This window comes from Vibrio sp. V19_P1S1T109 (genome assembly GCF_002241375.1).
Taxonomy (GTDB): Bacteria; Pseudomonadota; Gammaproteobacteria; order Enterobacterales; family Vibrionaceae; genus Vibrio; species Vibrio anguillarum.
In genome coordinates, this window is record NZ_NDIM01000149.1 from 1 (window position 1) to 16970 (window position 16970).

Here is a 16970-nt window from a genome sequence, read left to right on the forward strand (position 1 = left end):
TTAAACGCAGCCACATACTCATTAGCTAACTTAATTATCACATCTAATTGAACACATTTTTCTTCATATTCAGCTCGTAACGCATTGCATTGACGTTCAATAGCTTTAAATTCTTGCACCCGCTGATGGAGTGTTTGCCGGTAGTCTGTGCGTGCTGAACAAAACTCTTTAACCTCCTCAATATTGTTTCCGTACGTATCAATAAGATCATGCTCAACCAGCTTTTCCTCAACCATAGATGTTAATCGCGTAACTTCATCAAACAACGCATTTCTTTGTGCGATAAGTGGACAAAGTTGAGCTTCTATTTGCTTAGCTTGCTGCTCTTGCACCAGTTTTTTATTGACGACTAGAGCGTCCACCTCATCACGTAAAAATGACTTTTCATGTTCTAATGCTCGTAGTTCGCTAGTGAGCTTCTCATGAGCCTGCTTTCTTGATTCCATTTCATCTAATTCATTATGGAATCTTCGTCGAAAATCATCCGCTAGCTCCTGTTCAAATCGTTCACGTCGTAGCTCCTTCTCCTGCAACCATTCTTCGCCCAATGTACGTTTAAGAACTGCTAGTGCCATTTCATTCAACTCATCAAGTTCAGCAAGCCTTAAGTCGACTTTCTCATCCATCTCATTTTCAAGATTTTCTTTTCGCATTTTGACTTCATGAAGAAGAGTCTCATGCGCACCAATGGCTCTTTCAAGCTCCCCTAAAATCTCATCCTGAGCGCTTTCGCGAAACCTCATTTTCTCTAGACGATCGTCATACTTTTTTTGTTGTTCTTCAATGCGTTCTTCAAGTACTTTTGTCGCTTTTTCTTGCTGACTCTCTTCTTTTTTTAATTGCTTTTGAGAACGCATTAATGCTTCAAACTGCTTTCTTACAGTTTCATGCTTGGTAGCCGTGTTGCTAGCAATTACATCAAGATAATCATTACAAGGGTTAAGCGATTGCAGCCTAATCAAGCAATTATCTAACGAATCAAATTGATCTAATTGACCACAATCAGAAACATCAATCTCAATCACGTTCTTATCGTTAGATCGACAATCCCAAATTTTATCTGCATCACATTTATGTTTGTTGGCAATTTCAACCCAATACTGCTCACTCCCAACCTCAACAACTAAATCAGGTCTACGTCCATCCATGTAGACTTCAACCTGAACTCCTGAAATATTAAGCTCTGAACAAGCATCAGGCGCCACCCAACCAGTATCAAGAGGAAGCGGTATTTTTCCGACCTTGGCGAAATATTCTTTCGCTGTTAGATGTAGTTGCGTCTCATATGCCAATATGCAAGCTTCGTCAAAATAGTGAGAGAAATACCAAGCCCTTTTCTTTCCTTTGTTCGCAATTAGCTTTGCACCACAGCACGCACAAACGATATTGTCTTGAAGACCACTTTCAACGGACTCTATTGATACTGACGCTTTTGTATCCTTATGTACTGCGCGCGTAATATGGATCTCGCTCATAGCTTTCTCCCCTTTAGTTCTTGACGAATCTTTGACCAAAAAATAATATGACGTCATTAACGACAGGTAAATACTGAATACATAAACATGTCGAATAACTAGACAGGAGTCTAAAATGAGTAAGTGGCCAATTCGATGGGATCTGCTTTTTCGATACAGAATGATTGAGATTATTTCGTTATGGGAAGGAAGGCTGACCACCAACCACTTAATCCAAAGTTTTGGTATTGGCCGACAGCAGGCATCGAAGGATATCAACAGCTACTTGACAGAGATCGCGCCTGATAACCTCATCTACGATAAGTACCTAAAGGGCTATAAGCCTAGCGATCGCTTTATACCTCAGCTTACCCGCGGTCATGCAGATGAGTACTTACATGTTTTATCTCGTACTGAAGATATGACGGTTACATTTGATCAGCTTGATATGGGGTTTGAAAATACAGAAATGATTCGCCCTGTGACTCGCAATATTGCTCCAGAAATTTTGCGCCCTCTGGTGCAAGCAATCAGAGAGAAGAAACGTGTCGATATAAGCTACACATCACTCAAAGACGGTATTGAAGTTGAACGGATTATCTCTCCACATACCCTCGTTTGCACTCCACTACGTTGGCATGTTCGAGCTTACTGTGAACACTCTAGCGACTACCGAGACTTCGTGTTAAGCCGAATTCATGACATTCCGGAGGTAAACAACTGCACAATTTACGGTAAGGCTAGCGATACGCTTTGGAATACTGAAGTAAATATTGAACTTGTGCCCGACGCTCGCTTTAACGAAAAACAAAAATCGGTAATCGAAAAAGATTATGGCATGAGTGACGGCGTTCTTAGCATTACTACAAACGCGTCACTTATTCGATATGTTCTTGATACTTACAACATCAATATCCATATGCAAGAATCTACCCCTCAAGGGCAGCAGATTGTGCTGGGGAATATGGATGAGTTGAGACCTTACCTGTTGTTTTAGATACAACATAACGCCTAAGCAACATTCAGTTATATAGATCAAAATCGTCACTACAGGTTCGTGATTTCAATGCTTTGATATTGAAATCCGATTGATTTAGCTGCGTTAAGTAACGCATATTCAGTTTTAAATATCCTCGGTTTCATCTTTCGATCTGACTCCAGAAAACCGTGAATTCCCCACGTATTGCTCTGAACCATTAAATAATAACCATCATTATTTGGGGACATCACACCAATCGCAGATTGAAGCGTTCCAGACCTAAAATGAGTTTTCAATTCACGTAACATCATGATGTATTGTCGCTTTCCTTTGACCTAAAAAAAGGGAGCATCAGCTCTAATGCCGATCAGTTAAGACTTTAATCGGCAGATCAGTTGAATGATCCTACCTTTATGTAAAAATCCGATAGACCTTGTTTATCGGATTTTTTTATGCACGTTTCTCAAGCCCTCGATATCATCAACAGTTATAAACCCAATCAAGTTGAAACACTCGCAGACCTCTTGCCCATTGAGCTCATCAATAGTGCTTATGAGCTTACTGATACCGTTACTCTAAGAAAACGAAAGCTCACTTTAGAGTCGATGGCATGGTTACTGGTTGGCATGGCTATCTATAACGATAAATCTATGGCTGACATTGTCAATATGCTCGATATTGTTGACCGCACAGGTAAGCCATTTGTTGCTCCAAGTGCATTAACACAGCGAAGAAAAAATCTTGGTGAATCAGCGGCTAAAGCGCTTTTTGAGTGTACGCAAAGTCATTGGTTCAAACAGGCTAACTTACCAAATTGGAACGGACTTACGTTACTGGGTGTTGATGGGGTTTTATGGAGAACAGAAGACTCGAAAGACAATGCTGAAGCGTTTGCCAAGCCTACCAATCGTGATGGTAAAGAAACACAGTACCCACAGGTGCGCATGGTCTGTCAGATGGAGCTGAGCAGTCATTTAATCACAGGCAGTGCTTTTGACTGTTATACCGTCAATGAAATGAAGCTGGCAGAGCAGCTTATCGAAACGCCCCCCGATAACAGCTTAACGCTCTTCGACAAAGGCTTTTACTCCCTAGGTTTACTTCAAGCATGGCGTTCGCACGGCATCAATCGCCATTGGCTTATCCCGATGAAAAAAGGGCTGATTTATGAAGTTGTTCAGTCTTTTGGCCGACAAGATAAACTGATAAAACTGAAGAGTAATCCGCAAGCGCGTAAGAAATGGCCAGAGCTAGAAGAAGAGGTTGTGGTACGTTTAATCACGAGAGTCAAAGAGGGGAAGCAATACGATGTTCTCACCTCAATGGTTGACCCTATGCTTTATCCCAAATCAGATATATACCCGCTCAACTTGAAGATGCAGGTTTCAAAATCTGAAAATTATCCGTAATTCTGGATAGCAGTGAGCCTGCAACTTTTGGCAGCGTTACATTGAAAAATTCATTAATAGCCGTTGTAAATTCAGCCTTCGAGGAGAAGTAAATATTGTTCCTCGCATACTCATTCATCACTTTCCATAACCGCTCTATTGGATTTAAGTTTGGGCTGTATGGGGGTAAGTAATGAAGCTCGATATTGAGCACTTTTGCCGCATTTCTTACCATTTCTGACTGATGATAGGCGGCACCATCAAGTACTAGGTGTACTTTTTGCTCCAACGGGTAGTGCTCCTTTTTGAGCTTCCAGAAGAAGCGAACGATGCTCTCGCTGTTTATCGTGTCATACGTGTCTGTCACGGTTGCGCCAATATTTTGGAGCGGTAAAGCACCGATGATATTGAGACGAGTTCGACTGCCTGTTGCCTCAATCACTTTGTCTTGGCCTTTTCGTATCCAGCCATAACTTAGTTTTGTTGACTGCGTAGGATGAACGGCATCCATGAATAATACAGGGTTTTCGCTGTTTCTTAGCGTCTCGTTGTAATGCTCGATAAAGGCTTGCTGCATCTCTGGATCAAACTTATGCGGCACACCTTTCGGCTTTTTATATGAGAAGCCGTGATAATGTAGCCACTTGTTCATTCCTGCAACGGTATAACGGATACCAAACACAGCTTGTACATAAGCGACAATTTGGTGGGTATGAAAGTGCGTTTTCTCAGTCAGATGTTCGATAAGTTGCATGGTGTGCCCGGCAGAAAGTCGGCTTTGGCTACCACCATTTTCAGGCTTAAGTTTTTCAGAGAGAACATAATCACTGAGATGACGAGCAACAGTCGATTCGTGAATACGAAGAGCTTGAGAAATCATCGCCTGGCTCCAACCTTCAGACGCAAGTAAAACCGCTTTGATGCGGTCACGCACTCGACCATCACGAGTTGAATCGTGCATCTCTTCGAGTTGTTGTTTCTGTTGAGGAGTCAGTATTATTTTCATGGTGCGTAGCATGATCTTGATTTTATGAGAAATCAAGCATCTTCAATGATCACGGGTATAGAAGGAAAATCGCACTTTATCGTGTTCTCTCGTTGGTCTGTACTTGAGTTTTGTGTAATAAAACCACAGTTAACATTGACTTTGGTCACATAACGACGCAAAATCGGTCTCAAATCACATAACGATGAGAATATAGTATGAACGCTACAGTAATCACAAATGAAAACAACGCTTCACTAGCAAAACCTTCAGTAATGAATGAAGTTCTATTTTTTGCTAAGTCTACTGTTATTATGGGTGCAATTATCCTACTTGTTGCTTCTGCTTGGATTTAACTTCCTAAATAAACCCGCATTAAGTGTGATCAATGGTGTTGAATAGCCATTCACTGATTCACTCTAACGTCAGAAGCATAAAATTAATTCCTGTCCTTTTTTACCTTCTGGTCAATCAAGCCGACTTTCTAGCTAATTACTTACTCAATTCCCTGTTTAAACACGATGTTTTAAGCTAGACCAATACAAACTTACCATCAATATATACGCTATTGCGGGCGCAACATAACTCGTGCTCAATGAAAACTCATCAATCAAACTCGCCTGCACGAATGGCAAAACAACACCTCCAATTGAACACATAATCAATATCGCAGCCCCTTGCGAGTTTTGTTTACCTGACGTATCCAGCGCTTGTGCGTAAATGATTGGGTAAAGCGTAGAATTGCATAGCCCCACGACAAGCATCAAATAGCCAATCCAGACATGGTTTTGGCATACCGCGATAGCACTAATTAGAGCCGCAACTGCGCAAGACAGGGAGAAGAGATAATGTTTGTTTGCTATGCCCCCAAACTTAGCGAAAAGTAATCGCCCTACAAACATTAATACCCAGTAGAGAGCTATGTTCTGGGTTGCAGATACCAATCCAAGGTCACCATATTGCTGATCGGCAAGATAAGTAATCGTAAAAGTCCCAAAACTGACTTCTACACCGATATACAGTAACAGTACCAACGCCAATTTCATAAACTTCCGATTCTTAATCAGAATCGTCAAACCACACAAAAAGCTAGTCATCTGTTTCGGTTTTATATCTGGAAGAGATATGTTACTAAAGAATATTAGTAAGCCTAAAAAGAACAGAGCAATAAGTAAGAACAAAAACGAGACTTGATGGGCTGTGCTATTCACGTTAAAAATGGAAGCCACGAGAATGACGGTGGTAAGTACCAGTGGGCCGAGTACAGTGCCAACAGAATTAGATGCCGTCGCCACACTTTGACGTATGATGCTCTTATCTGGCGTAGATAATAGTGATACGTAAGGTGAGCTCACAACTTGAATAGCAGACACACCTGATGCCATCAATAAGATCCCAAGCAATGTTGGAACGAGCTCTTCTCCTCTGACTAAATATGCCATGGCTAGGCAACCCAAAAGGCACCATATCAGGCAGAACTTTAGTGTAGTTCTATAGCCAATTTTCGCCATGACGAATGACGTTGGAAGCGACACCGTGATTCGAGTGATAAAAAAAGCCATGGGAAATAACATCGCCATTTTATAATCAAGCGAGAAGACCTCTTTATAGTACGGAATGAGGGAGTTGCTTGAAACGGTAATCAGCCCCCAGATGAAAAATATCAGTGATAGCAAGACCAGTGACGCATCTTTTAAGCGGAATACTTTCATAGTGATTCCTTACAAGCAGTAATAAAAAAGCAGAAGAAACTCTTCTGCTTTTCGATTGAGACCTTACGGTGTATTATCTTTGAGCCGCTAATCACGCACAAAGTTAATGTGATGAACATGAATTTTGTATTTCTCAATAATCACTTTGGTCGCATGCATACTTTTGATTCGTTGTTCAGAATCTAAAGCGGCTGCCATCGCAGACTCGTTCTCGTAGCTGTGCTGCATCATAAGCAGCAGGTTTTTATGACTTTCGGCTTCAATAGCTTCAGGCTTATTAAGCGTTAACCCTTGGTTATTCGGGAATGTACGAATAATCGGAGCGACTTCGTTTTCCATGTATTGATAGAAGTCTTGCTTTTGTTCTTCAGTTAAATCAGCTTCAAAAAAAGCGGTGCGAAAAATAGTCATGGTCGTTTCCTTACAATTCAAAGCCAGATTGGTTTGCGATAGATTTCAATGTTGCTTTCGCTTGTTTGATATCTTCGAACCAGTTGTCATTTTGAGCCCACATTTCAATCACTAATGGTGCGCTGTAATTAATTTCAGCGAGTGTTTTGAAAATCGCAGGGAAGTCGACTTGGCCTTCACCGATAACAAGATCTCGGAACTGACCTTTACAGGTTTCTGAAACTCGTAGTGTATCTTTAAGGTGGACTTGCACTAGGTGGTCGCGGCTCAGTTTTAGCTCAGTACACACGTCGTAGTTCCAACCAGAAATATTGCCCACATCTGGGTAAGCCATGAAGTAAGGCGATGGGATTTCACGCTTAAGAACTTCGAATTTGCTCAATGAGTTGAGGTACGGAGTATCCATAATCTCCACCCCTAGCATGATGCCTGCGCGCTCTGCCATTTTGGTAGCTTGCTGCATCCCTTCAATGAAGCGAGCGTGTGTTTCAGCCGATTGTGGCTCGTAGTACACGTCGTAGCCTGCCATTTGAATACAGCGAATCCCCAACTTGTAAGCCAATGAAATCGCTTTTTCCATGATGATCTGCGATTCAGTGCGAATGGCGTCATCCATTGAGCCAAACGGAAACTTACGGTGAGCACTTAAACACATCGATTGGAATGGCATTTTGTGCTTTTCACACTGGCGGCGAAGCTCATAGATTTCTTCGTCTGACCAATCCAAACGAGCACGTCGCTCATCGGTTTCATCTACTGAAATTTCCACAAAGTCAAAGCCCGCTTCTTTCGCGTGAATCAAACGATCTTCCCAAGTGAGAGAAGCCGGCATAGCTTTCTCATAAATACCTAATCTGAATTTGTTTTTAGAATCAAACATTCTTTTTCCTTAAAAGAGTTGTTGTTCTATACGCGCCGTTATGTCTTGGATTTTGTTGGCAATTTCTTCATAGCCTAACGCTTTCATTTTTGGCGTTAGTGAAGAGACACTTATCGCGTATACAGGGGATTTGTTCTTATCGAAAATAGGGACAGCAACACAAGAAATACCCGCTTCGTTCTCTTCATCATCCAGCGCATAACCACGCGCTTTGATCTTGTCAAGAACATCAAAAAACTGAGACTTGTCGAGAATCGTATTCTCAGTTAACGGTTTCATGGTGCTAACATTGCGCTGCCAGTAGGTTTCGCGCACAGCGTCAGAGCTGAACGCGAGGTAGCATTTACCAGCGGCAGAGCAGTACATAGGAGAATGTAACCCTACGTAGGTTCGAGTTCTAAAGGCTGAATTAACGGGTTCAAATTTATCTTTAAAAATAATGTTGTCAGCATCAAAAGAGAGAAAGTTCACCGTCTCATTCACATCATCGATCAGCTCAGATAGATACGGCTTAACCGTGCCAGTGACATCAGAGTTAATTGCTGCATGTCCGAGCTGAACCAACTTCATTGTTAAGCGATACTCTTTACCTGAGCACATTTGAGCAACATAACCAGAGGCTTCAAACGTTGCCAAAATTCGATGGACAGAAGACTTATTGAAGCCAGTTCCTTCAGACACTTTCTGTAATGAAACGCCATTAGGATAATTCCCAAGGAATTCCAGAACAGTTAGTGCTTTAGACAACGATTTAATTTGCTCACTCATATATGTGTTACCAATGTTTACCTATTTCAGTATGGAAATTTTCTGCAATATCACGTCCATTGCTTCCGACTAAAGCGCGACCAGCAATAAATGACTTTGCAGACAGATTCTTAAACAAATGCAGATCGTCTGGCACAATACCACCAGTAATGGATAGTTCAATTCCAATATCCGATAATTCCTGCATTTTTATTAAATCTTCTTCGGTCCAGCTCACACCTGCGAGCTCTGCATCACGTGCACGGTGATAAATTGCTTGTTTAATGCCCAGATCGATCCAAGCTTGCGCATCTTCCAGTGTCCAGTGTCCGTACAGCTCGATTTGCACTTCACCATCAAATTCATCGGTCACTTTTTTCGCTGAACGGATAGTTTCGATGTGTGCTGCTGCACTCACGGTGACCCAGTTAGCGCCGGCATTCATCGCCAGACGCGTTAAAATGGCGCTGGCATCGGTAATTTTCATGTCACAGACAATGATGTGATTTGGGTATTTTTCTCGCAGAATTCTTACGCTGTCTACGCCATGAGCGAAGGCCAAGATAGTCCCAATTTCAATTACATCCAACTTATCTGCAACATGCTCTATCGAGGCTAAAGCCGTGTCGATATCAGTGGCATCCAGTGCCATTTGTAACAACGGCTTCGATGATTTGAGTAAAGGCTTCGATGGTTTTAATAAGGGTTTCGGTGACTCTACTAAGGGCTTAGGCATCCATTTCATCCTCAAATTGTTTAAACAACTGCACCAGTCTTTGATAGTGCTTATATTTCTTTTGGTATATATCGTAGTGTTCAGGATTAGGCTCGACACGTGACGTAGAATTAGTGATGGCTTTAGTACATTCTTCTAATGAAGCGAACTCACCTGCGCCGACCATTGCCATCATTGCGGCACCTAATGAGCCGGTTTCATCCACATCTGATATCTCAACGGTCATTCCGGTAAGGTCAGCCAGCATTTGCATCCATACAGGGCTAGATGCCGGGCCGCCTGTCACTTTCAGTATGTTGGCTTTTGGAAAGCGTTGACGCATACGTTCTAGGTGAATGTTATGACAGAATAAAATACCTTCCCAAATTGCTTGAATAAGCTGGCCTTTGGTGTGGTGCGATTGCAGACCATAGAAGCCGGATTTGAGTCCAAGCCCTTGGTTAGACCCGTAGAGGAATGGCACAAAGTAGATACTGCTTGATGCCGGGTCTAATGCTTCTACTAAAGCTTGGTTTTGCTGGTGGTTAAGCTCGCCATTTTCACCAAGATAGTCAACGAACCATTCATAATTACCCGCAGAAGTTGGGCTTGCTTCGTGAATGATGTATTCGTTATCCACAGCGTAATGGCCGTAAACAAAGTTGTGGCTTTCTTGCGTTACTTTCTTTGAGATACCAGACGTCACCGCCCAGGTTCCCATTACGTAATTCAGGGTGTCTTCTGAAGAGTTGATTCCAGAACAAATCGCGGTGGATACCACGTCAAATAAACCGCCGAAAACAGGTGTACCTATCGCTAGTCCGGTTTCACGAGCAACGGCCACAGTGATTTTCCCTGTTTGCTGTTGAGGTTTGACGACCGGTGGTAGCGCATTCCAAATTTCTTCAATGCCAAAGGTTTCCAGAAGAGCTTTGTCATACTCGCCAGTGATGGAGTTGAAAAAATTACTCTCTGAAATATTGGTGAGCTCTGCAGCCACTTCGCCCGTTAAGCGATAACGAAGGTAGTCGTGAGACATCATCACTGCGCCAATGTTGTTGTATCGTTCGACATCGTTTTCTTTGATCCAACGAATAATAGATACAGGGTGACCTGTCCAAAGCGTTTGCAGTGTGGTTGGATATATTTCTTGTGCTTTACCTTGTTCTAGCCATTCTTTAACGATAGGCAGAGAGCGCGAGTCAGAAGACATAATGCCATGACCAAGGTTTTGTCCCTTTTTATCAAGAAGGTAAACGCCTTTGCCTTGCGCTGAAATGCTCAAGCCTTCGATAGAGGTCGGTTCTACTTTTGTGATCGCTAAAAGCTGCTTAATGACATCGACAGCATTACCCCACAGTGCGTCGAGGTCCCGTTCTACCCAGCCTTGTTTCTCATTGATGACGCTCGCAGATACCCGCGCAAGGCCTTGTTGTTCACCTTTTGCGTTAAACAACGCGGCTTTCATGAAAGTGCCGCCAGAATCAATTCCAATGTAGTAATTCATTATTTGGTTTCCAAAAGGTCATTGTGAATTTTCACCACCAGTTTTCGTACTGGTCGACTGTCATCATTTTCAATGTTGGTGATATGCACTATGTTTGGTGTAAATAAATAAAACTGATTGGTTTTCGCATGGATGAAATTGAGTTCTACCCCTGCGTATTCATAGAGCTGAAGGTCACGGTCTTTGTTGTAAGGTTCCGCGTCTGTATGGGTACCAGTATCTATAGACCAAGCCATTACTTCAGAACCTTCCAAGAGGATTTGCAGATCTGAATGGTACTTGTGTACTTCTGGCTTAAAGTTACCCAGTGGCTCTTTGTCGTATTCCAATACAACAAACCATGCTTGTTTAGAATCAAAGCCAGGAAGCTCGTGACGACCTAGTGCGAGATCTGCTTGATCTAGGCAGTTTAAGTACTCAAGTACGTTTTGAATAACGACCGGGTACGACTTGGTTATTAGCGTAGGTTGAGTATTTCCGACTAACATAAAATTCTCTCTAAATATAAAAGACTTAACAAAGCAGGCGTTTTAAATTAATGGGCACTAAATAGGTCTTGTAAAAGCGTCGCTAACCCTGTCTTATAGTCATTGTTTTTAGGAGTGATAAGGTTGGCTGAGCTTTTTACCGTGTCATCTGCGTTTTGCATTGCGATGCCGAGCCCAGCAGCTTTGAGCATTGAAATATCATTGTGGTTATCACCAATCGCGACACAGTGTTCTAGGCTAATCCCTAGCGGCTCAATGTAACGGGTTAATGCGTTGCCTTTGCTATTGCCTGTTGCTGCGAAATCTACACGGTCAATCCAAGATCGTTCGCCGTTGAAGTTCTCCTTTACGAAAGGAATATCGGCAAATGTGTCGACTTCACCTTCAACGACAAACTTCCACACGTACTCTGAGTTTTCCGCTTCATATTGAAAATCGTCGACCTTTTGAATGTTTGGTCGTTGGCTCTCTGGAAAGGTTTGAGACCACGTTAGTAGCGCTTCCATGTATTTAATCGGGCGAGCTCTTGAGTAGAGCATCGAATCACGAACGTACATCACCATCTTCAGGTCATGAGCTTGTGATAGGGTGATAAATTCAGCCGCGATTTCTTTATTTATCGAGTTCTCTTGAATGACCGTATCGTTCTGATAATCGAAGATGTAAGTGCCGTTACAGCAAATTATTGGGGTCGATAACCCTAATTGATCGTAATAAGGTTTTGCCGCGACATGGTGGCGACCAGTAACGATCACGACATGAGTGTGCCGAGCGATTTGTTTGATCGTCTCGACTAACTCTTGGCTAATAATGTGCTGTGAATTGAGAACCGTACCATCGAGATCTAATGCCAATAATTTATGTGTAAACAGCTGATGCATGTGTGAGACCTTACTTCTGTCCGTAGTATGAGTTCTTACCGTGTTTACGGTTGTAATGCTTGTCTAATAACTCTGGCTGAATAACTACTTCTGGACTAATTGCACGAGTAGCGGTTGCCATGGCTGCAATTTCTTCCATTACGACAGCATTGTGCACAGCGTCTGAACCATCTTTGCCCCATGTAAATGGTGCGTGGCCAGCGATGATAACACCAGGCATTGACTGTGGGTCGATATCACGTTGTTTGAACTCTTCGATAATTACTAAGCCAGTGTTTTTCTCATAATCAGACTCAATCTCAGCTTTTGTTAGTAGACGAGTACAAGGTACATCACCGTAGAAATAATCGGCGTGTGTTGTGCCTAATGCGGGAATGTCTCGGCCTGCTTGTGCCCAAATAGTGGCGTTGCGAGAGTGTGTATGAACAATGCCGCCAATGGTTGGGAAGGCTTTATAAAGCTCAACGTGTGTTGCTGTGTCGCTTGAAGGGTTCAACTTGCCTTCAATTCGGTTGCCTTCTAAATCGAGAACCACGATGTCATCGGCCGTCATTACATCGTATTCAACACCTGACGGTTTGATTGCAATAACGCCACGTTCGCGATCGATTTCAGAGACATTCCCCCAAGTGAAAGTCACTAAGCCATATTTAGGAAGCTGCAAGTTTGCTGCAAACACTCGTTCTTTTAGTTCTTGATACGTTTTTTGTTCTTGAGACATTGTGTTGGCCCATATTGTATTGAAGAAAATTACGAGCGGATTACCTAACTAAAGAAACGCTAGGCAATCGCACTCAATTGCGTTACTTAGCTGCTAGCTTGATCTTGTTGATCATTACATCACCATTTTTCTCGATGTAAGCGCTCCATACCGGCTGGATAGCTTGTTGGAAAGCAGCGCCATCAACGTCACGGTTTACTTGCATACCGTTCGCTTCCAGTTGAGCTATCATCTTGTCTTCTTTCTGGATGCTTAGCTCACGTTGCATTGCAACCGCTTCAGCAGAGACTTCTTCAATGATCTGTTGCTCTTCATCCGTTAGCTTGTCGAACTTACGTAGGTTCATTGTTAGAACTAATGGGGAGTAAGCATGTTGTGTAAGGCTTAGGTACTTTTGTACTTCATCAAACTTGAAAGATAGCGTTACAGAAATTGGGTGGTCTTGAGAGTCAACAACGCCTGTTTCAAGTGCAGTATAAAGTTCAGATACTGGAAGTTGCTGCGGGTTAGCACCTAGCTCGTTGAACATGTCATTTAGAGCTTTAGATCCGTTTACACGCATTTGTAGACCTTTTACATCTGAAGGCACACGAATAGGTTTTTGGTTATTGGTAATGTTGCGATAACCATTTTCTGGGAATCCAAGACCTTTAAGACCGAATTTTTCAAAGTTCGTTAAAACTTCTTTACCTGGTGCGCCGTCTAGTACTTTGTATGCTGTTTGACGATCTGGAAACATGAATGGCAGAGTGAATGCTGCTGATTCAGGCATTAATCCGCTGTAGTTATTCAAGCCAACCATTACCAAATCAACGATGCCAGCACGCGAGCCATCGATCATTTGCTTATCACTACCTAATTGACCTTGTGGATATACGTTTACTTTGATTTCGCCGTTTGAACGAGCTTCTACTTCTTTTTTAAAAAACAAAGATAGATCTTGTTGCAAATCCGACTCTGGTGCAGCATGCGCCAGTTTTAGAGTCGTAACGGCAAAAGCGCTAGAGCTCATTGCGATAGTCGAAGCAAGTAAAGTAAGTTTTAGTAGGGTTTTCATTATTATTTTCTCCGTCGAGGATTAACCAATGACAAACGACATTGGCACAGTGATAATGCTTGGGAAGATGACAAACAGTGTAAGCAGAGCCATGTAAGCTGCGATGAATGGCAGTACACCTTTCACAGCGGTCGACATTGGTACCTTAGCTACACCACACACTACGTTTAGTACGGTGCCTACAGGAGGTGTAATCAAGCCAATTGAACAGTTAATAACGAACATTAGGCCGAAGTACGTTGGGTCAATTCCAGCCATCTTGATGACAGGCATTAAAAGGGGTACAAGGATTAGAATCGTTGGGCTCAAGTCCATAACCATGCCGACACACAGTACAAGCAGCATGATCACTGCCATCAGGAGTCGTGGGCTATCAACCAGTGGACCTAACATTTCTGCGAGTTGCTGCGGAAGCTGAGCAACAGTAATTAGCCAAGCTGCAACCATTGCACAACCCACCAAGAACATAACCATTGCGGTCGAGCGACCTGCGTTGAGTACGATGCTGTAGAACTTCTTAATAGTGAGTTCTTTATAAACAAACGTTGAGATAAAGATTGCGTAAGCAGCAGCTACTACCGCAGCTTCTGTTGGAGTAAATATACCGAAACGAATGCCCACAATGATGATCACGGGTAACATCAATGCCCACACACCATCTTTTAGCGCTGCGCGTTTTTCTGATTTTGTTGCTTTTTCAGATGTCTCTAGATTCTCTTTACGAACCGTCCAACGCCACACAAACATCAATGTCACGCCCATTAATAGGCCAGGAACGATACCGCCTAGGAATAAGTTTTTGATCGAGATGCCGCCAGCAACGCCTACAAGAATTAGAGGGATTGAAGGTGGAATAACGGGCGCAATAATACCGCCTGAAGCGAGTAGTCCCATTGATGGTGCTTCTGGATATTTTGCTGCTTTCATCATTGGGTAAAGAATACTCACTAAGGCTGCTGCATCTGCGACAGCCGAGCCAGAAAGACCAGCAAGCAATACCGAAGTCATGATTGCAACATAACCCAAGCCACCTTGACGGTGTCCCACGTAAGTGGTTGCGAGACGGACAATACGCTGTGACAAGCCTCCCGATGCCATCACTTCACCCGCAATGAGGAAGAATGGGATGGCAAGCAGAGTGAAGCTGTCTACACCATTAATTAAAGACTGCGCAAGAATGTCTGCACTGAAGAAGTCCATGTGAAGCATTAACGCCATTGAAGATAATAACAGTGCAAATGCAACAGGCAGACCCAATAGAATCGAGACAAGCAATACCGATAAGAAAATGGCTAACGTCATTATTCTTTCTCCTCTTCTAAGCTATCTAGCTGCCAGTCTGGTTTGAAGATTCGCACGAAGGCAATCACACCCATTAACAAGCCTGACACCACGCCAGCTAAATAAAACAACGCGGAAGGAAGCCCTGTAAGCTGGGAAATATCTGACCAATTCGACATCATTTGACGGTATGAACCGATGTAAAGCATGCCAACTGAAATCAGTACTACCACCCAACAAATGCGTCTTAGTACGGGTACCGCTTTTGGGAATAGTCGCTCTGAAAATTCCGAAACAGCGAGGTGTTCACCTCGGCGCAACACAACGGCGGCACCGAGCATGACAACCCATACAAGACCAAGGCGAGATAGTTCTACAGAGGAACGAAGACCAGAAGAAAAACCGTAACGTAGCACTACGTTGGCGAACACGAGCACAATCATACAAGTCAGAATGACCGCCATGATGACATCGATACTTTTCCAAAGACTCTTAAATACACTTTGCATAAAGCTTTCCCTACCTTTGGCTAATTACAGAGACGTAATTTGTTCCCAAATTCCATCGTTAATTTCAATGCCGCCAGCTGCTTCGTGTTTCTTGATGAAGTTTTCAATTTCAGAACCAGCAATCATGACCGAACCGGTTTCTGCTGGCTCTGACTCAAGAACGTAGTCACGGATGCGCTTCATCTCTTGTGCGTAAGTGTTTTGGTCCATGGTCTTGCTTAGATCGATAGCGATTAGGAATTGAGAAACACCGAACTCGCCACCCATATCTTCAGTCAGTGCTGGTACTGAGTGGCCGCCAGTAATTGCCGTTAGCATCATATCTAGTACGATTGCCATTGATGAACCTTTCCAGAATCCCATTGGAAGTAGACGTTTATTTTCCCAAAGTACATGTGGGTTTTTAGTTAATTCACCATCGTTGTCAAAACCACCAACAACAGGCAATTCTTTATCTGCAAGAACAAAGTTTTGCAGTTGGCCGTAAGAGAACTGGCTCATTGAACAGTCAACAACGACTGGCGGATCACCTGCGACAGCCATAATTAGTGGGTTAGAACCAATGCGGTGATCTTTTCCTCCCCATGCCGGCATTACTGCGATTGAGTTAGTAGATGCAATCCCTGCGAAGCCTTCACGTGCCATTTTCAATACGTAAGCTCCCCCACGCATCCAGTGGTTTGAATTACGCATACCGACCATACCGATACCATAATCACGAGCAAGATCCATGGCACGTTCTGCGCAGATAAGGCCATTAAGAACTCCAGGTCCGTAGTTGCAGTCCCATTGCTCTAGTGCACCCATGCTATTTATGCATTCTGGCTCGGCATTTAATTTGATTTGGCCTTTATCTACTTGGTCAATGAAGACCGGAAAACGGTTGATGCCATGCGAGTAAGTGCCTTCGTTTGCCATTTCAACAAAGCCCGCTGCAAGCTTGGTTGCCATCTCTGGTTTCATGCCGCGAGCCAAAAGGATTCGTTCGTATTCCTGTTGTAGTTTTTCCGTTGATATTAAAGGCATCGTTGCTCTCCTGATAATTGAATTCCATAATACGGAATAAATTATCACACAAATTCCGAAATCAAACCGTGAAGCAAGTTGTGAAATAATTACGTATTGAGTATTTTTCCAATAAGTGCTGGCAGGTTAAAAAAACAGAGAAAAAAGTTCCTATCATTCCGTATCACGAAACAAAAATCGTGATTGAAACCAAACTTTAGAAAATAACCAATATGCAACTTGATTGTTT

General features: G+C 42.9%; 18 protein-coding genes and 1 pseudogene. 3 read left to right on the plus strand and 16 right to left on the minus strand.

Going from position 1 to position 16970, the window contains the following annotated elements; translation table 11 throughout:
* A partial coding sequence (locus B9J87_RS06845; RefSeq protein ID WP_094149891.1) for a competence protein CoiA family protein occupies window positions 1-1475 on the minus strand: 1475 nt, incomplete at its 3' end.
* Between the two features lie 115 nt (window positions 1476-1590).
* On the opposite strand from B9J87_RS06845, the gene B9J87_RS06850 reads away from it, so the two are divergent.
* Window positions 1591-2451 carry a helix-turn-helix transcriptional regulator gene (locus B9J87_RS06850; protein ID WP_094149892.1) on the plus strand — a complete coding sequence of 287 codons (861 nt, stop codon included), beginning with the start codon at window positions 1591-1593 and terminating at the stop codon, window positions 2449-2451.
* Between the two features lie 50 nt (window positions 2452-2501).
* On the opposite strand, the gene B9J87_RS17975 is transcribed toward B9J87_RS06850, so the two are convergent.
* The gene (locus B9J87_RS17975) at window positions 2502-2744 is read right to left on the minus strand and encodes a hypothetical protein (RefSeq protein WP_094149893.1); all 243 of its coding nucleotides are present in this window, start codon (window positions 2742-2744) and stop codon (window positions 2502-2504) included.
* A gap of 141 nt (window positions 2745-2885) precedes the next feature.
* Between B9J87_RS17975 and B9J87_RS06860 the strand changes: the two are divergent.
* Window positions 2886-3800, plus strand: a pseudogene (locus B9J87_RS06860) (IS4 family transposase); the annotation flags it as partial.
* Here the strand turns inward: B9J87_RS06860 and B9J87_RS06865 are convergent.
* A complete protein-coding gene (locus tag B9J87_RS06865; protein WP_094149938.1) occupies window positions 3799-4827 on the minus strand; it encodes an IS630 family transposase in 1029 nt (342 codons plus the stop codon). The pseudogene B9J87_RS06860 and the gene B9J87_RS06865 overlap by 2 nt on opposite strands.
* Window positions 4828-5024: 197 nt before the next feature.
* Between B9J87_RS06865 and B9J87_RS17735 the strand changes: the two genes are divergently transcribed.
* Window positions 5025-5162, plus strand: a complete 138-nt coding sequence (locus tag B9J87_RS17735; RefSeq protein WP_176429495.1) for a hypothetical protein — start codon at window positions 5025-5027, stop codon at window positions 5160-5162.
* Window positions 5163-5318: 156 nt separating this feature from the next.
* On the opposite strand, the gene B9J87_RS06870 is transcribed toward B9J87_RS17735, so the two are convergent.
* The 13 genes from B9J87_RS06870 to yiaK form a co-directional block, all read right to left on the minus strand.
* The gene (locus tag B9J87_RS06870) at window positions 5319-6518 is read right to left on the minus strand and encodes an MFS transporter (RefSeq protein WP_094149894.1); all 1200 of its coding nucleotides are present in this window, start codon (window positions 6516-6518) and stop codon (window positions 5319-5321) included.
* A gap of 87 nt (window positions 6519-6605) precedes the next feature.
* Window positions 6606-6929: a hypothetical protein gene (locus tag B9J87_RS06875; RefSeq protein ID WP_065111528.1), complete on the minus strand. Its 324-nt coding sequence runs from the start codon at window positions 6927-6929 to the stop codon at window positions 6606-6608.
* 10 nt (window positions 6930-6939) lie between these two features.
* Window positions 6940-7809, minus strand: coding sequence for an L-ribulose-5-phosphate 3-epimerase (locus B9J87_RS06880; protein ID WP_094149895.1), 870 nt, complete (start codon window positions 7807-7809; stop codon window positions 6940-6942).
* A 9-nt stretch (window positions 7810-7818) separates the two neighbouring features.
* On the minus strand, window positions 7819-8577 hold the full coding sequence (locus B9J87_RS06885) for an IclR family transcriptional regulator (protein WP_094149896.1): 759 nt from the start codon (window positions 8575-8577) through the stop codon (window positions 7819-7821).
* 7 nt (window positions 8578-8584) lie between these two features.
* A complete protein-coding gene (locus B9J87_RS06890) occupies window positions 8585-9292 on the minus strand; it encodes a 3-keto-L-gulonate-6-phosphate decarboxylase UlaD (protein ID WP_094149898.1) in 708 nt (235 codons plus the stop codon).
* Window positions 9285-10778 (minus strand): FGGY-family carbohydrate kinase, encoded by a 1494-nt coding sequence (locus B9J87_RS06895; RefSeq protein ID WP_094149900.1) that lies wholly within the window; start codon window positions 10776-10778, stop codon window positions 9285-9287. The genes B9J87_RS06890 and B9J87_RS06895 overlap by 8 nt, the downstream gene beginning before the upstream one ends.
* On the minus strand, window positions 10778-11266 hold the full coding sequence (locus B9J87_RS06900) for a YhcH/YjgK/YiaL family protein (RefSeq protein ID WP_094149902.1): 489 nt from the start codon (window positions 11264-11266) through the stop codon (window positions 10778-10780). The genes B9J87_RS06895 and B9J87_RS06900 overlap by 1 nt, the downstream gene beginning before the upstream one ends.
* Before the next feature lie 47 nt (window positions 11267-11313).
* On the minus strand, window positions 11314-12147 hold the full coding sequence (locus B9J87_RS06905) for a Cof-type HAD-IIB family hydrolase (protein WP_094149904.1): 834 nt from the start codon (window positions 12145-12147) through the stop codon (window positions 11314-11316).
* 10 nt (window positions 12148-12157) lie between these two features.
* Window positions 12158-12868, minus strand: coding sequence for an L-ribulose-5-phosphate 4-epimerase (locus B9J87_RS06910; RefSeq protein ID WP_094149906.1), 711 nt, complete (start codon window positions 12866-12868; stop codon window positions 12158-12160).
* Between the two features lie 82 nt (window positions 12869-12950).
* Entirely contained in the window at window positions 12951-13925 is a 975-nt protein-coding gene (locus tag B9J87_RS06915) for a DctP family TRAP transporter solute-binding subunit (protein ID WP_094149908.1), read from the minus strand.
* Window positions 13926-13946: 21 nt separating this feature from the next.
* On the minus strand, window positions 13947-15227 hold the full coding sequence (locus B9J87_RS06920) for a TRAP transporter large permease subunit (protein ID WP_094149910.1): 1281 nt from the start codon (window positions 15225-15227) through the stop codon (window positions 13947-13949).
* Window positions 15227-15715 carry a TRAP transporter small permease gene (locus B9J87_RS06925; protein WP_094149912.1) on the minus strand — a complete coding sequence of 163 codons (489 nt, stop codon included), beginning with the start codon at window positions 15713-15715 and terminating at the stop codon, window positions 15227-15229. Before B9J87_RS06925 ends, B9J87_RS06920 begins: the two co-directional genes overlap by 1 nt.
* 24 nt (window positions 15716-15739) lie before the next feature.
* A complete protein-coding gene (yiaK, locus tag B9J87_RS06930) occupies window positions 15740-16741 on the minus strand; it encodes a 3-dehydro-L-gulonate 2-dehydrogenase (RefSeq protein WP_094149914.1) in 1002 nt (333 codons plus the stop codon).
* Window positions 16742-16970: the final 229 nt, after the last annotated feature.

Coding starts and splice junctions, on each gene's coding strand:
- B9J87_RS06905 (WP_094149904.1), bottom strand. CDS start 12,147: ATGCATCAGCTGTTTACACATAAATTATTGGCATTAGATCTCGATGGT.
- B9J87_RS06865 (WP_094149938.1), bottom strand. CDS start 4,827: ATGAAAATAATACTGACTCCTCAACAGAAACAACAACTCGAAGAGATG.
- B9J87_RS06910 (WP_094149906.1), bottom strand. CDS start 12,868: ATGTCTCAAGAACAAAAAACGTATCAAGAACTAAAAGAACGAGTGTTT.
- B9J87_RS06875 (WP_065111528.1), bottom strand. CDS start 6,929: ATGACTATTTTTCGCACCGCTTTTTTTGAAGCTGATTTAACTGAAGAA.
- B9J87_RS17735 (WP_176429495.1), top strand. CDS start 5,025: ATGAACGCTACAGTAATCACAAATGAAAACAACGCTTCACTAGCAAAA.
- B9J87_RS06900 (WP_094149902.1), bottom strand. CDS start 11,266: ATGTTAGTCGGAAATACTCAACCTACGCTAATAACCAAGTCGTACCCG.
- B9J87_RS06920 (WP_094149910.1), bottom strand. CDS start 15,227: ATGACGTTAGCCATTTTCTTATCGGTATTGCTTGTCTCGATTCTATTG.
- B9J87_RS17975 (WP_094149893.1), bottom strand. CDS start 2,744: ATGATGTTACGTGAATTGAAAACTCATTTTAGGTCTGGAACGCTTCAA.
- B9J87_RS06850 (WP_094149892.1), top strand. CDS start 1,591: ATGAGTAAGTGGCCAATTCGATGGGATCTGCTTTTTCGATACAGAATG.
- B9J87_RS06895 (WP_094149900.1), bottom strand. CDS start 10,778: ATGAATTACTACATTGGAATTGATTCTGGCGGCACTTTCATGAAAGCC.
- B9J87_RS06885 (WP_094149896.1), bottom strand. CDS start 8,577: ATGAGTGAGCAAATTAAATCGTTGTCTAAAGCACTAACTGTTCTGGAA.
- B9J87_RS06870 (WP_094149894.1), bottom strand. CDS start 6,518: ATGAAAGTATTCCGCTTAAAAGATGCGTCACTGGTCTTGCTATCACTG.
- B9J87_RS06915 (WP_094149908.1), bottom strand. CDS start 13,925: ATGAAAACCCTACTAAAACTTACTTTACTTGCTTCGACTATCGCAATG.
- B9J87_RS06925 (WP_094149912.1), bottom strand. CDS start 15,715: ATGCAAAGTGTATTTAAGAGTCTTTGGAAAAGTATCGATGTCATCATG.
- B9J87_RS06890 (WP_094149898.1), bottom strand. CDS start 9,292: ATGCCTAAGCCCTTAGTAGAGTCACCGAAACCCTTATTAAAACCATCG.
- B9J87_RS06880 (WP_094149895.1), bottom strand. CDS start 7,809: ATGTTTGATTCTAAAAACAAATTCAGATTAGGTATTTATGAGAAAGCT.
- yiaK (WP_094149914.1), bottom strand. CDS start 16,741: ATGCCTTTAATATCAACGGAAAAACTACAACAGGAATACGAACGAATC.